The organism is Sulfitobacter sp. UBA1132, from assembly GCF_002311545.1.
In the GTDB taxonomy this organism is placed as follows: Bacteria; Pseudomonadota; Alphaproteobacteria; order Rhodobacterales; family Rhodobacteraceae; genus Sulfitobacter; species Sulfitobacter pontiacus.
The window spans coordinates 51,159-64,885 of sequence record NZ_DCAN01000018.1; the positions used below are offsets into that span (position 1 = coordinate 51,159).

Sequence of the window (13,727 nt, forward strand, 5' to 3'; positions counted from 1 at the left end):
CGGAGGATATGCTTCCGCGCTCATGTGTGTGTGTTTTAACAGTAGGTTTGCCCGACCCGAGCAGGCAAACGGCCCGACCGGACGCGGGAGACGGATGAAGCGGCGGGATCGTTTTGCCCCGCAAAACAGACCAGAGCGCAATCCGGCGGAGCGGCCGGGGAGGGACGTGCTCGCGAGGCGGTCAAACCGGGATGCCGGGTGCGACGCCGCGGTGAGGCCGCATGGCCGAATGCGCGACGGACCGAAGGGCCGTTCTCCCCTGCGACACGCGAAGCCGAGCAGGGAGGCCGCAAGGCTGGGACTCAGGTCGATGGTCGAGTGCACAAAACCGACACACTCCGCATGCAAACCGTGCAAATTGTCTGGTCTATTAAAGGGTTCGGATGTAGAAAAGACCCTATCAACGCTGAAAATGATCATTCAGAAAGAGCAGTTCGACTTTGGCTTCCGCCCAACAAATCATCGGTCTCGTCAAGAGCCACGCAGAAGGGGACGCTGATCGTTTTTACGATCTGGCGATGCAACTCTCGGCGGCCGAAGAGCAGAAGGGACACACCCGGCTGGCTGATCAGTTGCGGCAGTGGGCTGAAGCGGGGCAAAAGCCGCCAGCAAAGCGAACCCCTGCAGTCACCCCTATCGCAACGCCTCGCGGCGATCTTGCAGAGTTTCTTGCCGCGTCTTATCCGACGGAGCGACTCGTCGATGTAATCTTACCGGATAGGATTAGGAGTGAACTGTCGCATCTCGTCTTCGAGACGCGTATGCGCGAAAAGCTCGAGGCAAAAGGCCTGAAGCCACGGAGGCGCGTTCTCCTCTCTGGTCCTCCCGGTACCGGCAAGACACTGAGTGCGTCAGCACTGGCCGGGGAGCTGCAGTACCCCTTATTTTCGGTCATGCTCCACGGTCTAATAACGAAGTTCATGGGCGAAACAGCGCAGAAGCTGAAGATGATCTTCGATGCCATTAAGACGACGCGCGGTATTTATCTATTCGACGAAATTGACGCTTTGGCTGCCGCCCGGGGCGGTGAGAACGACGTCGGCGAAGCCCGGCGGGTTTTGAACTCATTCTTGCAGTTCTTAGATGAGGATACCGGGCCTTCGATCGTCATTGCCACCACAAACCTGCCGGGAATTCTTGACCGCGCGGTGCTGCGCCGCTTCGATCTTGTGTTGCCTTATGTCATGCCCGATGGCCCGGCCATTCGGCAGGCGCTCGAACGCCGTCTGATCGGCTTCTCGTTCAATCGAATAGGATGGAAGCGGGTGACGGATGTCGCCACTGGCCTCTCAACAGCCGATATTGTGGCAGCGGCGGAAGATGCCGCGAGACGTGCGGTTTTGAATGATACTGACAAGATTGCGACACAGGATTTACTTGACGCCCTCGAACGCCGACGGTCGCTCCAAGATTTAGGGACCAACGACAATGGCACGAGAGCTTGCACACTTTCACCTTCGCAATCTAGGACAGCCGCGCCCATTCCAGGCAAAGGGCGGGGGCGGGTCCAAAAGACCAAGTGATGTCCCCAATCGCGCTGCGCACGCCCAAGCATTGCTTCAGGCAATCGACGCGCTGCCGGATATTCCAGCAGCCGAACTTCCCGGCGTCTATCTGGAAGTCGCCTCCCGCATCGACGAGCGCCTGAAAAAGGACAGCTTGGACGCCAGCGGCCTGATGCTTCTTCGCATCGAAGATACTCCAGTTCCCGGTGGCGCCCAAGAGCGCGCGACGGTGTTTGCGACAGCCAAGGGTATCGAAAAGCTACGTAAGAAGGTCGAGCAGTTTCGGACTGAAGACACGCCTGATCGCGAGAAAGATGGTGAAATTGTCCCGGGCCGTCCGAAGAACGCGGACCTGGTGCAAAGCGTTGCTGCCATCACGGAAGCGGGATTGCGTGCCCTATGGCGCAGCCCTCCAGGCAAGTTTCCCGCGGCGGATGTTGCGACCGTCTGGGAGGCTTGGCTCGAGCCCCAAATGACCGAGGCCTTCGTTGCAGCAGCGCCTATCTTTGGTGTGACTGTGGGCGCGGATCGGCTGGAGTTTCCCGAAGATACAGTGGTGGTCGTCCAGGCCGATCGCAATCAGCTTGCCCAAGCCGTCCGGCGACTGGGTGGCGTACGCGCACTTGCCGCTCCGACAATCACTGCAGATTTCTTTGACGGCTTGCCGGTGGCCGAACAGGCACAGTGGGTCGATGAGCTTTCAGGCCGGACCACCTATTCGGATCACCCCAATGCTGGCTACGTTACGCTCCTGGATACTGGTATCAGTCGGGCGCATCCTCTGATTCAGCCGGCGCTTAGCGTGGATGACCGACATGCCGCAAATCCGGCTTGGGGATTGGAGGATGTGAAGGGCCATGGAACGCAGATGGGAGGACTCGCGCTCTTTGGCGATCTGACGCAAAAACTTCATCAGGCGAACCCAGTTATGGTCATGAACCGTCTGGAATCCGTCAAACTCCTGCCAGATGCCGGCATGAACCCGCATCATCTCCTAGGCGCGGTGACCAGGCAGGCGATCAATGCGGTCGAACAGGTTGGTCCCCGACGCCGTACTTTCACCATGACGACGACGACGGGTGAGGATACGCCGCACGACGGTGCCCCGACCTCGTGGTCGACGGAAGTCGATCAGCTTGCCGCCGGTGTTTCAGGTGGACTCAGACAGCAGCGCCTGGTGCTGGTTTCGGCAGGGAATACCGACAACTTCACCTTTGGTGCCGGAAACTACCTCGACCGATGCGATCACGAAGACAACGAGATCGAGTCGCCTGCCCAAGCGTGGAATGTTTTGTCTGTTGGAGCCTTTACCGAGAAGACTGTACTACCAAACGGAGACCCGGCCCAAGCGCTTGCACCATTCGGCGATCTATCGCCAGCTTCGAGAACTGCATCGTGGTCGTCCCATTGGCCGAACAAGCCGGACGTTGTCCTTGAGGGCGGAAACTGGGCGCTAAGTGCCATGCCTCCGCCAATGCGGCATGGATGGTTGTCGCTCCTTTCGACGCACCATAATTATCCGGTCCGATCTTTCACATTCACCTTCGACACCAGCGCTGCGACAGCGCTTGCAGCGAAGGATGTAACGGAACTCTGGTCGGATTATCCGACACTTTGGCCCGAGACAGTCCGTGGTCTCTATGTGTCTTCCGCGCGTTGGACTCAGCAGATGCGAGCACATTTGCCGGCCCAAGCGAACAAAGGTCAATACATGCCGCTTTTTCAGCGCTATGGATTTGGCGTTCCGGACATGGCCCGTGCCCGCCGCAGCGCGTCGAACGCGCTGACACTCATCGTGGAAGACACGATTACACCCTACGGAATCTCCGAAAAGACCGGCGGTGATGTCCACAATGAGTTGAAGCTCTTCGCCCTACCCTGGCCCGTTGAGGCTTTGCGCGCGCTCGGCAATGCCGACGTTACCTTGCGGGTGGCGCTAAGCAGCTTTATTGCTCCAAACCCGTCAGAAGCCTCACGCGGCGTTCGTTATCGCTACGCATCCCACAATCTGCGGTTCCAACTCAATCGCGCCGGCGAGAACGAAGCCCAATTCCTAGCTCGGATCAGCAAGGCGGCCGAACAGCCCGACGGTCCCGCAAACGACGAGGATGATCTTTGGGACTACGGTAGCAATCGGCGCCATGTCGGATCGCTGCACATCGATCAACTGACTTGCAAGGCATCAGATCTCGCAAGGCGAAACTTGTTGGCCGTTCACCCAGTCACTGGATGGTGGAAATCCAAAAAGCTTCTCGCCGAAGGTTTGCCTTCTGTGCGCTATGCATTAATCGTAGAAATCGATGCGGAAGGGTTGGACACCGAACTCTATGCCGAGGTTCAAGTAGCTGTCGGAGCCCTAATTGCCGCTCAAGCGGTTGTGCAAGTTTGACTCTATTGGAGACGCTGTGCAGCGCTTCCAATCTAGACAATGCGTCTACATCGGACCGCCTCATGCAATCGCCATTCGATCGCTCGACTGACCCAGGCATGAAAAAAGGGGAACCGTGATCCCACGGCTCCCCTTTCGGATCAGATCGTCTCCCCCTCGCGGGCCGATTAGGCGACCAAGGAGAGCCCCGCGCCCGCGTCCTGCGGCTGCTCACCGCTGTCGATGAACGGGATGATCGAGAAGGTCTGCCCGCCGCGCTGTTCTTCGTTCTGCACGGCGTTGACGCGCAGGTCGCCATCAGGCGTGTTGATCAGCAGCGACAGGTAGTCATTGCCCGTGCGGCTGCTTTTGGCCATCCAGGCCGAGCCGACGCGGATCGGTGTGCCCCGGGGCGAGCTGACCTCGATCCGGTAATCGGGGTGGGTCTCCTCGGATTTGTAGCTGTTCTCGATCAGCATGAACTCCAGATCGAACATCATGTTGGCGATGTAGCCGGTGAAGGCGTTGTCGGCGTCCATGGCGGTGAGCTCGCCCGAGATCGAGCCGGATTTCATCAGGCCGTTCGAGACCAGTGGGATGATCTCGAACGCGCCGCGTTGGGCCGCACGCGCCTCTTTCGTCTGCACCGCGTTGACCCGGAACGGGCCCAAGCCGACATCGATCTGCATCGAGATGTAGGGGTTGCCGCTGGTATTGCCGGTCTCGTTCCAGGCCGTGCCGATGCGCACCTTGCGGCCCGACTTGTTGATTGCCGTGACGTCAAAATCCGGACTGCGTTCGGACATCTTGGCCCGTGCCTCGAGCTGGATGGCGATGTCAAAGCGCGTCGAATGGATCATGCCGGTGTATTCGGCGGCAGCGGTCTCGGCGTTGCGGGTAAGGGTTCCTGCGAACATGGGATAGTTCCTTCTTGGATTGGCCGGTGCCTGACGTTCTTGCCAGCGCATCCGGGATTGCTTTTTCGACCCCTCCTGGGATCACAAACTAGAAAGCTCGCTTTACTTTCTTCCCAACCTTCAGTTCAGCGCTGGCGCCTGAGAGACTGTGCCACCTCCCCGCCGGGTACGACGCCCCTCCCCTGCCCGTCTGGTCTCAGTTGGCTATCCTGGCGCTTCTCGTCGCCACCCTCCGGTCCAGCGATAAAGAACTCTGCTTCCTCCCCGTTCAACCGCTGCCCGCTCCGGTCGGTCAGCCCGATGGTGCTGCCGTTCGGCTCAAACGTAATCAGGTATTGGCCGAGGCTGTCCTTTTGCACGCGGTAGCCGGTGTTGGCCCAATGCACGGTCCGACCGGCATCGATGGCGGCTTTGATCTCTTCGAGTGTCATGATCGCCTCCGTGCCTATTCCGCTGCCACTGAAGCCACGTTCTGCGCGGCTGACGTTTCGGTTCCAACGATCCGGGCCAGAATGCGGCCCGTGTCGATCCCGTCTCCATGCGGCAGGAACACCCGCAGCTGGAAGGAGATGATCTCCGTGAAACACCCCATGGCCTTGAGACCTTCAATCATGCCCCGATCCGCACCACCCAGCTCGAGACGCATCTCGCCTGCGACCCGGCGACGGGTCAGGGTGAGACCCCGGCCCAGATCGACAGGTACGGTGGTGCCGAGGGCGGCGGTCAGCATCTCCTGCGGTGTTTGCGGGTTGGAGACGAGGAAGCGGGCGCGCAACGCGGCCGTCCCTTCCTCGCTCAGCGTGCGCCCGATCATGGCGGTCGCCCCGTCCGGCGTGACGCGGTAGATGCGCTCATTCGTGGTCGGGATGTCCTTCCAGATCGGCAACAGCATCCCCGTCAGCAGGTAGAGCTTGGTCGTGGTGGTTTTCGGCAGGGACGCAGCCTCTTCATCCCAAAGCCTTGCGAACTCAGGCCTTCCGATGTCTTCCCAGGCCGAGGACTCGAACCGCGTCTCCTCCAGATAGCTCGACCCGTTTGGCCGCACCACCTTGCGCATCAGCGTGACAATGTCCTCGTCATACATCTGCATGGGGCGCGCCGAGATGAGCGCCGCGCGACCGGAGGCGCGATTCACCATCGGCAGCTTGTCGGGATTGCGCGATATGGCCTCTTCGGCGCCCAGGACATACACTGGGTCCGTCACCTCAAGTCCGATGATCCGCGTCACGGCGCCGGATTTCGGGCAGGTCCAGAGATCCTCTGTGGAGACCTGTTCGATCTTCTCGCCACGCAGGGTTTCCACGCCGAGATCGAGCGTGCCCGCCGCGCGCGCCCGTTCAGTCTGATCGGCAATCCGGCGCATGAACTCGGCAAAGAGCGCGTTCTGCATGTGGATGGGAAGGGCAAGCATCCGGTTGAGAAACCGCTGGATCGGGGGAAGCTCCTCAAGGAGCACCCCGTCCTTGTCGATCAGCCGCAGGGCTGTCCAGTCGGCGAAGCTCTCGCAGCTCATCGCCTCAGCGCGCCCGGCGGCAAGATCGGCGAAATACCCACGCAGCGCTGCTCGCGCGATCGGGCTTTCGAGATTATCCTCCTCGCGGAACATGCCCTGCGAGCCGGTCTCGCGCTGGCCCTTCGTCAAGGCCCCCAGCTGGTCGAGGCGTTTGGCTATAGTTGAGGTGAAGCGTTTCTCGCCATGCACATCGGAGGTGCAGACCCGGAAGAAGGGCGCGCTGACCTGGGCCGAGCGATGCGTGCGGCCGAGCCCCTGGATGGCCGCATCCGCGCGCCAGCCGGGCTCCAGCAGGTAGTGCCGCCGCCGTTTCTGGTTCTTCGCCGTTTGCGCCGCGTGATAGGACCGGCCCGTGCCGCCTGCATCGGAGAAGATCAGGATATCCTTTTCGCCGTCCATGAAGGCTTGGGTCTCGGATGAATTGCTACTGGCGCTGCGCTTTTCGATGAAGAGATGGCCATCCTCGGCTTTGAGGGGCCGGATGGACCGCCCCGTGACTTCTGCCACGGCATCGTCGCCAAAGGCCCAGAGGATCTGATCCAGCGCCGAAGGGATCGGGGCCAGCGTCATCAATTCCATCATGGCCGCGTCACGCAAAGCGAGCGCCTCGCGCGAGACGACGAGCGCGCCGGTCTCATCCCGCAAAGGTTCCGCCACCATATTGCCGTCGATCTCCACGAGCTTTTGCGCATGAATCGGGAAGGCCTGTTCGAGGTAGCCCAGCACGTAGTCGCGCGGCGTCAGCGCGCCCTCGACCAGCTCGTCCTCCGGGTCCATCGCCTCAAGCCGACGCTTCAGCAGGCTCTCGCCTGTCGAAACCACCTGGATGACGCAAGCCCTGCCCGCCGCCAGATCGTCCTTGATTGCGCGGATGATGGTCGGGGCTTTCATGCCCATCAGGAGATGGTTGAAGAAGCGCTGTTTCGTGCTCTCGAAGCGGGACTTGGCCGAGGCGCGTGCGGCCGAGGCATTAGTCTCTCCCGAGGCGTCGTTGACGCCGGTCGCCGTCAGCGCGGCTTCGAGATTGTGGTGGATCGTCCGAAACGAAGTCGCGTATGCGTCGTAGATCTCGATCTGGGCCGGGGTCAGCGCATGTTCCAGCACATCATATTCCACGCCATCAAAGCTGAGGGCACGCGCCGTGTAGAGCCCGAGCGTCTTGAGATCGCGCGCGACCACCTCCATGGCAGCAACGCCATCGGCTTCCATCGCCGACACGAAACTCTCGCGGCTCGGGAAGGGGTATTCCTGCCCCTGCCCCCAGAGACCGAGACGCGCGGCATAGGCCAGGTTGTGCACGCTCGTGGCGCCCGTGGCCGAAATGTAGAAGACGCGAGCGCGGGGTGCTGCCAGTTGCAGCCGCAGGCCTGCAAGGCCCTGCTGGGAGGGTTTGGCCCCCCTGCCCTGCTCGGACCCCGCCGCATTCTGCATGGCATGGGCCTCATCAAAGGCCAGCACGCCTTCAAAGTCTTCGCCCATCCAGTCCAGGATCTGGCTCAGTCGCGTGGTGCCGCATTTGCCCGCGGACCGCAGCGTGGCGTAGGTGACGAAGAGGATACCGTCGCCCATCGGGACGGGCTGGTCCGGTTTCCATTTGGAGAGCGGCTGGATGTCGACGGGCGAGCCGCCGAGATCGGTCCAGTCGCGGATCGCGTCCTCGATGAGCGCGGCGGACTTAGAGACCCAGATCGCCTTTCTGCGTCCGGCCAGCCAGTTCAAAAGGATGAGCCCGGCGCATTCGCGCCCCTTGCCGCAACCGGTGCCATCTCCGAGGAAATAGCCGAGGCGATAGGCCCGTGCATCCGGGTCATCATCGGTGCGCGTTAGCTTGGTCTGGTCGTCGTCGATGGTAAACCGACCGGGCAGATCACGCCCATGGGCATCATGCGCCATGATGATGGTCTCGAGCTGCGCCTCGGAGAGATGTCCCTCCTCAATCAGCCTGGCAGGCAGGCGCAAGTCATCACGGCCCGTGTTTGAGGGCATGCGCGGGGCAACCGAGGCCATGGCGATGCTTTCAACGAGCGGGGTGGGATGTTCCTGCGCACCCGCGATCTCGATCCGCTGCGGACGGTAGCGCGCATAGATGTCCGAGATGGGCGTGTTGTCGCGCGGGATATCAAGGCTCGTGAAAACTAGCGGGACAACGGCATTGGCTCGGGGTTTGGAGGCGGCGACAGGCGCAGCGGCGGTCTTGCGCGGGGCAGAGGATGGAACGGTCGGCCGCCCGTTAGGGATCGCCGCTGCCTGTTGTACGCGGCGCATATTGGTCCTGGTTGCGGCCACGGCATCGACATATGCCAAGGCTTCATCCAGATCCCGCACAGGGACGCGGATCATTTCGCCGTCCTCCTGCTCCTTGTCAAAGACCATCAGCTGGGTTTCGACAGAGGTGCCGAGCTTGCGGTAGACCTGCCCCGGCATCGTCAGCGCCAATCGTGGCGTCAGGAGACCGCAGGCGCGGGACCAATGCGCGGCATCGCGTTCGGGCGTGAACCCCGGCGGCATGATCGCCACCAGGCGCCCACCTGGTGCCAGGCGCTTTGCAGCCGCAATGAGATGTTTGGCGGCGATGTGCTTGTCCCGCGACCGATCGACCGAGGAGGCGAAGGGCGGATTCATCACCACGACGTCGGGCAGAACAGGAGTCTGCAACAGATCGTCGATATGTTCCCCGTCATGGCCTGTGACCTCGCCGCCGAAAACCGCGCGCAGGAGGCGCTGGCGAAAGGGGTCGATTTCATTGAGCAAAAGCGTGGCACCGGCCCGTGCAGCGAAAGCAGCCGGGGCACCCGTACCAGCCGACGGCTCCAGCACGGTCTCACCCTTGCGAATGGCTGCCGCCCGCACCGTCAGGGCCGCGAAAGGCAACGGCGTGGAGAACTGCTGCAACCGGATTTGCTGCTCCGACCGGCGGGTTTCCGTGAGGAGCCGTGAGGCAAGGAGTTTTGCGGCGTAGTAATCATCCTCACTGTTGTCGCCACGTAGCAGCGCCTGCACAGCCGTGGCCTGCATCAGGTCGTAGGCCATGCGCCAGTCCCAGGTGCCGCCAGCATCGCTGCCATGAAACGTCTCGCGCATGATACGCGCGAGCGCTGAGCTGCGCAGGGGTTGATGCTCGATCTCCGCGCCGATCTGCTCTAGCGCAGAGGCGAGGTCAGGGCGGGAGATTGAGAGAGTCGGGTTCGCTGGGTTGGGCTTGGTCATGGGGATTTCCTTTGGATGAGAGTCTGAGTTCCAAAGGACAAAAAGCCCACTTTCCACCTTTCCTCGGGTCCGGCCCGATAGCTATGGAGAAGGACGGGCCGTCAACGCGGGCAGCCCTCTTCAGCATCGAAGAAAAGGCCACGCAGCCAAGCCGCTGAACCTGTCTCTCGAGAAGCCGACATCGAGGCAGAGCGCGGCGAATGACCGCCAGGAGCCCACTTTGCCGCTTTTCGACAGCGCAGCTAAAGTCTGTTACCGTGGTGAGAGGCGACGATGATCAAAAGCGCCTTGGATATTAAACAGGGTTTATTGAAGCGCCAAACGAAGAATTTGTGAGCTCTCCAATGTTTTTTTTCGGGAGGCGTGCGAAAATCTACTTGGTTAATGCATTTCATAACTCATGCGAGAATTTCGTAATTCTATAGATTATTTATCCAGACTTTTCCGCGCCAACGCGCTGATCAGATCCGTGCGTGTGACGATCCCTATTAGTTGACCGCGCTCTAAGACGGGGACGGCGTCAACAGCTCCGTCAGCCATCTGGGTAAGCAGCGCCGACAAGGGGGTGTCTGCGGTTGCACGTGGTCCGCCGACGCTCATGATATCAGTTGCTTGCACAGGTATTTCACGGCGGCGGTCAAGCAGTCGGTGTAATGCCTTCCCGAAGCCGCGCTTGAGGCGCAAACTATCCTCACGAGCCCGGTCGATGAGATGTATTTGAAAGATAACCCCCAGAAATCGGTCTGCACCCCCTACGACCGGCAATGCTGTAAACCGGTAACGCCGGAACAAATCTGCTATCTCTGTTAAAGGCGTTTCCGGCTGAACCGTAATCAGATTGTGCGACATGATATCAGCGGCGACCGTTGGCCCCGACCTTTGGGCTGCCACCTGCATTTCCGCAGCACCAAGCAAGCGCGCCAGATCCTCGACTCCAAGATTGAAAGATTGTTTATAGCGGCCCAAAATGTCGGACAGTTCTGCCTCAGTTAATCCAAGACGCTTCATTGGCTCAAGGTCTTGCGTCCCATAACGGTTAGGATCATCGAACTGGCGGAATGGATAGTGTCGCCCTGTCATGCGTCCGTATACCATGGCAATGAGGACCAAAACGACCGTGCCGATCCCAATCGGCATAAGGGCAAAATAAAACCCTAACTCCTGCACCGCGTCAGGGCTCATTGCTACTGTCATCGCGACGGCACCAGCCGGTGGGTGTAACGCACGACACAGTATAGTCACGGTAATTGCCAAGCCCACAGCTAAAGCAATACGTAGAACGGGGTCCTGCACGACCAGACATACCGCAACACCGACCAAGGCGGCGGTAACGTTGCCGATAATCGCCGACCACGGTTGAGCCAGCGGGCTGTTCGGAACGGCAAAAAGAAGAACCGAACTCGCTCCGAACGGCGCGACCAAATATAAGCCAAGCGTCAAATCAATCGTTGGTGCGAGAACAAAGGCTCCAGCCAAAGCAAGCCCGACGAATGCACCAAGGCCCGCTCGAAGGGCTTCGACAGGCGAACTTTTCGCGACGGCAGGACCAAATGAACCAAGATGAGACAGAGCAAGAACTTTCAGTTTGCGGTAGGCTCGCTCTTTCAGAAATTAAGAAAATTGGCAACGCCTGCTAAGTCTGCACTACGAACCTAAAACCCCTATAACGTCTGATCCTCTATTTGCAGCTGTGGCGAAGGTCAGCTGTGAGCCCAAAGTTCCGGACTCGCTGCGCAGTGGCGAATGTCGGTTTCCGGTTCGCACGTCAGCTTTTCCGCCAGATCACTCGGTTTCTGACAGATCACTCCGCGCATCCCGGATGATCATCCATGACGAATGCAGGAACAGCCCTGCGATGGCGAAAGCAACGATGAGGTCAGGCCAGGCACTGCCGAGCCAGGCGACCAGTCCGGCAGCGATCACCACGGCGAGGTTGCCGATGGCGTCGTTCCGGGAGAACAGCCATACGGCCCGCATGTTGGCGTCGCCCTTGCGGTGTTTTAGCAGCGGCAGCACCGCAAGAATGTTTACGATCAGCGCGCCCACGGCGAAGGCTCCCATTAACCCGGCCTCTGGTGTCGTCTGATTCAGGACACGCCAGATTGTGCTGCCGACAACGCCAAGCCCCAGAAATCCCAAGAACACGCCCTGGATCATCGCCGACCGCGCCCGCCATGTCAGACTCCAACCGATAGCGAGCAGGCCCAGAAAGGTGATTGCGCCGTCGCCCAAAAAATCCAGGGCATCTGCTTTCAAAGCTTGCGATCCGGACAGGAACCCGCCGAACATCTCGATCACCCCGTAGCCGAGATTGAGCAGGACCACGATCCAGAGCGCGCGGCGATAGCTCGGGTCTTTGTAAGCCGGATCGGACGATGTATCCCCGCTCTTGATCAGCTCAAAGCCATAGCCGGTTGCGTCCAGTGCTGGACGCACTTTCGGCAAGTCGTCTTCGGCGATCCGCAATGTCATGACATGGGTTGCGGCAGACACCTTCACATCGCCTTCAGCCACGCCCGCAGACCGAGCGGCCCGTTCGATCTCGGCGGCATCCTTGGCGCAGTCCATGCCATGCACCCGCATCCGGATCGGCAAAGACGTTGTAGGCAATGTGGTGTTATCTGCTCGGCTCATATGCGATCCTCTTGAAGGTAGCGTGCGAAAGAAGTCGCCGCTAACGTATCAGTGGATAATGATATGACATTGCAAAACATTCAAGACGATCTTTCGGCAGCTGACACCCTTGAGCCGCGGGCAAAGCTCTTCCGGGGTCTCGGCGACCCCAGCCGTCTTGCGATCCTCGATGCGCTACTGTCGGACGAACGCAGCGTGCAGGAAATCGTTACCCAAACAGGGCTTGGTCAGCCCAATGTCTCGAACCATCTGCGCTGCCTTTTGGATTGCGGTCTGGTCAGTCGCAGGAACGAAGGTCGGTTCGTCCGGTATCGCCTTGCGGACAGGCGGATCGCTGATCTCATCCGCGACGCAGATCAACTACTTGCCTCGACAGCCGTAGGGGTCGATGCCTGCCGAAGCTATACGGATTAACCGACGTGTCCTGCTGCAATGTTCTATTGGTGCGCCAGGCCTAAAGCAGCCATTTGCGCAGCCGCAGCAAAATGGCGCTTTGTCCGCATCATGCCAGTTCGTACACGATGCAGCGAACGGCAGGTGTACGGATAGGGAGGGACTTCTGAGAATTTCACCTACCAGCCATGTGATAAACCAATGTCGCCTATTTCACTCGGCCGAATGGTGAAGGGAGATTGAAACGCAGAACGACCCCCTTACTGGCAGCCTTAGCGTGGGATTCGGCTCCTTCAGGCATTCGACCCCACTTACCGATCGGGCACCGCTTCGAGAGACGTCTCGAACCGTTTGTCCGCCGCCGCAGCTTCTTTCAAGAGCGCGTCGAAATTGTCAGGTGGATTTCCATCTTCCAGCATCCCTTTGAACGTCGCATAGGCATCCGTCTTGCTGCCGTAGGCGCGCAGGGTCTTATCGTCGTTCACCCAGGCCACCACGATGACCCTCGCATCGCTGTTGAAGCGGTAGAACAACCGATACTGCTGGAAGAATTTCGCCCGGAACCAGTGCTTGCGGTGATCCCCGAGCGTGCTGCCTTGCCGGTAGGCGGCGGTACTCGGATCTGTCGGTATGGCCTCGGTGACCAGCTTGAAGATGGCGGCCAGCCGTTTCGTGGAATTTTTCTTGCGCCAGGTCTTGGGATCGCGTGCCTTATGCGCCTCGACCTCCAGGGTCAGCCCTTCGAGCTGGTCCAGAAAGAGCGGATGCGCATAAATCGACCATCCGTTTACGACAAGGGGCGCTTGGGCGGGCACGCTATCGCCGCTCATTCATCCTCGAGCGATAGCGGCGCATCGAGATCGACGTCAACGTCTCCGACCAGTGCTGCAAGACGGTCATGCAAAGCCCCATCGAACGCCCGAATGCGGTCCGGATGCGCCTTGATATCAGCCTCGACAAAATCGAGAAATGCTCCGAGCACGGGATCTTCCTCTTCGCTGCGCACGGGCTCGATATAGACCCTGCCACTCGGCTCGGTGCAGTAGCGAATCTGGTCGCCCTTGCCCAGCTTGAGCTGTTTGCGCACACCCGCCGGCACGGTCGTCTGATACCGATCCGTCAGTTTCGAGACGTCTTGTGCGAGCGCTGTCATGGCAGTCTCCTGAAAGAAAGGGGGTATTTGCTACCTG

The 13,727-nt window shown here is 60.1% G+C and carries 10 protein-coding genes; 3 read left to right on the forward strand and 7 right to left on the reverse strand.

Annotated elements, in window-relative coordinates; all coding sequences use genetic code 11:
- The first annotated feature begins 440 nt into the window (after positions 1-440).
- Together B4F27_RS13330 and B4F27_RS13335 are read left to right on the forward strand one after the other, a co-directional pair.
- Positions 441-1,523, forward strand: coding sequence for an AAA family ATPase (locus tag B4F27_RS13330; protein ID WP_074637382.1), 1,083 nt, complete (start codon positions 441-443; stop codon positions 1,521-1,523).
- The gene (locus B4F27_RS13335) at positions 1,429-3,894 is read left to right on the forward strand and encodes a S8 family peptidase (protein WP_139283839.1); all 2,466 of its coding nucleotides are present in this window, start codon (positions 1,429-1,431) and stop codon (positions 3,892-3,894) included. Before B4F27_RS13330 ends, B4F27_RS13335 begins: the two co-directional genes overlap by 95 nt.
- A 167-nt stretch (positions 3,895-4,061) precedes the next feature.
- Here B4F27_RS13335 and B4F27_RS13340 read toward each other — a convergent pair whose 3' ends face one another.
- From B4F27_RS13340 to B4F27_RS13360, 5 genes are all read right to left on the reverse strand, one after another.
- Entirely contained in the window at positions 4,062-4,790 is a 729-nt protein-coding gene (locus tag B4F27_RS13340) for a DUF736 family protein (RefSeq protein ID WP_074637384.1), read from the reverse strand.
- 125 nt (positions 4,791-4,915) lie between these two features.
- Positions 4,916-5,221 carry a hypothetical protein gene (locus B4F27_RS13345; RefSeq protein ID WP_074637386.1) on the reverse strand — a complete coding sequence of 102 codons (306 nt, stop codon included), beginning with the start codon at positions 5,219-5,221 and terminating at the stop codon, positions 4,916-4,918.
- Between the two features lie 14 nt (positions 5,222-5,235).
- On the reverse strand, positions 5,236-9,510 hold the full coding sequence (locus tag B4F27_RS13350) for a strawberry notch family protein (protein ID WP_074637388.1): 4,275 nt from the start codon (positions 9,508-9,510) through the stop codon (positions 5,236-5,238).
- A 426-nt stretch (positions 9,511-9,936) separates the two neighbouring features.
- Positions 9,937-11,079: an HPP family protein gene (locus tag B4F27_RS13355; RefSeq protein ID WP_074637390.1), complete on the reverse strand. Its 1,143-nt coding sequence runs from the start codon at positions 11,077-11,079 to the stop codon at positions 9,937-9,939.
- A gap of 213 nt (positions 11,080-11,292) precedes the next feature.
- A complete protein-coding gene (locus B4F27_RS13360; protein ID WP_038068544.1) occupies positions 11,293-12,144 on the reverse strand; it encodes a cation diffusion facilitator family transporter in 852 nt (283 codons plus the stop codon).
- Between the two features lie 63 nt (positions 12,145-12,207).
- Here B4F27_RS13360 and B4F27_RS13365 point away from each other — a divergent pair, with 63 nt between their 5' ends.
- A complete protein-coding gene (locus B4F27_RS13365; RefSeq protein ID WP_014132722.1) occupies positions 12,208-12,558 on the forward strand; it encodes an ArsR/SmtB family transcription factor in 351 nt (116 codons plus the stop codon).
- A 290-nt stretch (positions 12,559-12,848) separates the two neighbouring features.
- Here the strand turns inward: B4F27_RS13365 and B4F27_RS13370 are convergent, their stop codons facing one another.
- Together B4F27_RS13370 and B4F27_RS13375 are read right to left on the reverse strand one after the other, a co-directional pair.
- Positions 12,849-13,367, reverse strand: coding sequence for a type II toxin-antitoxin system YhaV family toxin (locus B4F27_RS13370; protein ID WP_286759898.1), 519 nt, complete (start codon positions 13,365-13,367; stop codon positions 12,849-12,851).
- On the reverse strand, positions 13,364-13,690 hold the full coding sequence (locus B4F27_RS13375; protein ID WP_074637394.1) for a type II toxin-antitoxin system PrlF family antitoxin: 327 nt from the start codon (positions 13,688-13,690) through the stop codon (positions 13,364-13,366). The genes B4F27_RS13370 and B4F27_RS13375 overlap by 4 nt, the downstream gene beginning before the upstream one ends.
- Positions 13,691-13,727 lie beyond the last annotated feature (37 nt).

Bases quoted from the DNA above. Each gene is read 5' to 3' on its own strand.
- B4F27_RS13365 (WP_014132722.1), top strand. From the start codon at position 12,208: ATGACATTGCAAAACATTCAAGACGATCTTTCGGCAGCTGACACCCTT.
- B4F27_RS13335 (WP_139283839.1), top strand. From the start codon at position 1,429: ATGGCACGAGAGCTTGCACACTTTCACCTTCGCAATCTAGGACAGCCG.
- B4F27_RS13360 (WP_038068544.1), bottom strand. From the start codon at position 12,144: ATGAGCCGAGCAGATAACACCACATTGCCTACAACGTCTTTGCCGATC.
- B4F27_RS13375 (WP_074637394.1), bottom strand. From the start codon at position 13,690: ATGACAGCGCTCGCACAAGACGTCTCGAAACTGACGGATCGGTATCAG.
- B4F27_RS13350 (WP_074637388.1), bottom strand. From the start codon at position 9,510: ATGACCAAGCCCAACCCAGCGAACCCGACTCTCTCAATCTCCCGCCCT.
- B4F27_RS13345 (WP_074637386.1), bottom strand. From the start codon at position 5,221: ATGACACTCGAAGAGATCAAAGCCGCCATCGATGCCGGTCGGACCGTG.
- B4F27_RS13340 (WP_074637384.1), bottom strand. From the start codon at position 4,790: ATGTTCGCAGGAACCCTTACCCGCAACGCCGAGACCGCTGCCGCCGAA.
- B4F27_RS13370 (WP_286759898.1), bottom strand. From the start codon at position 13,367: ATGAGCGGCGATAGCGTGCCCGCCCAAGCGCCCCTTGTCGTAAACGGA.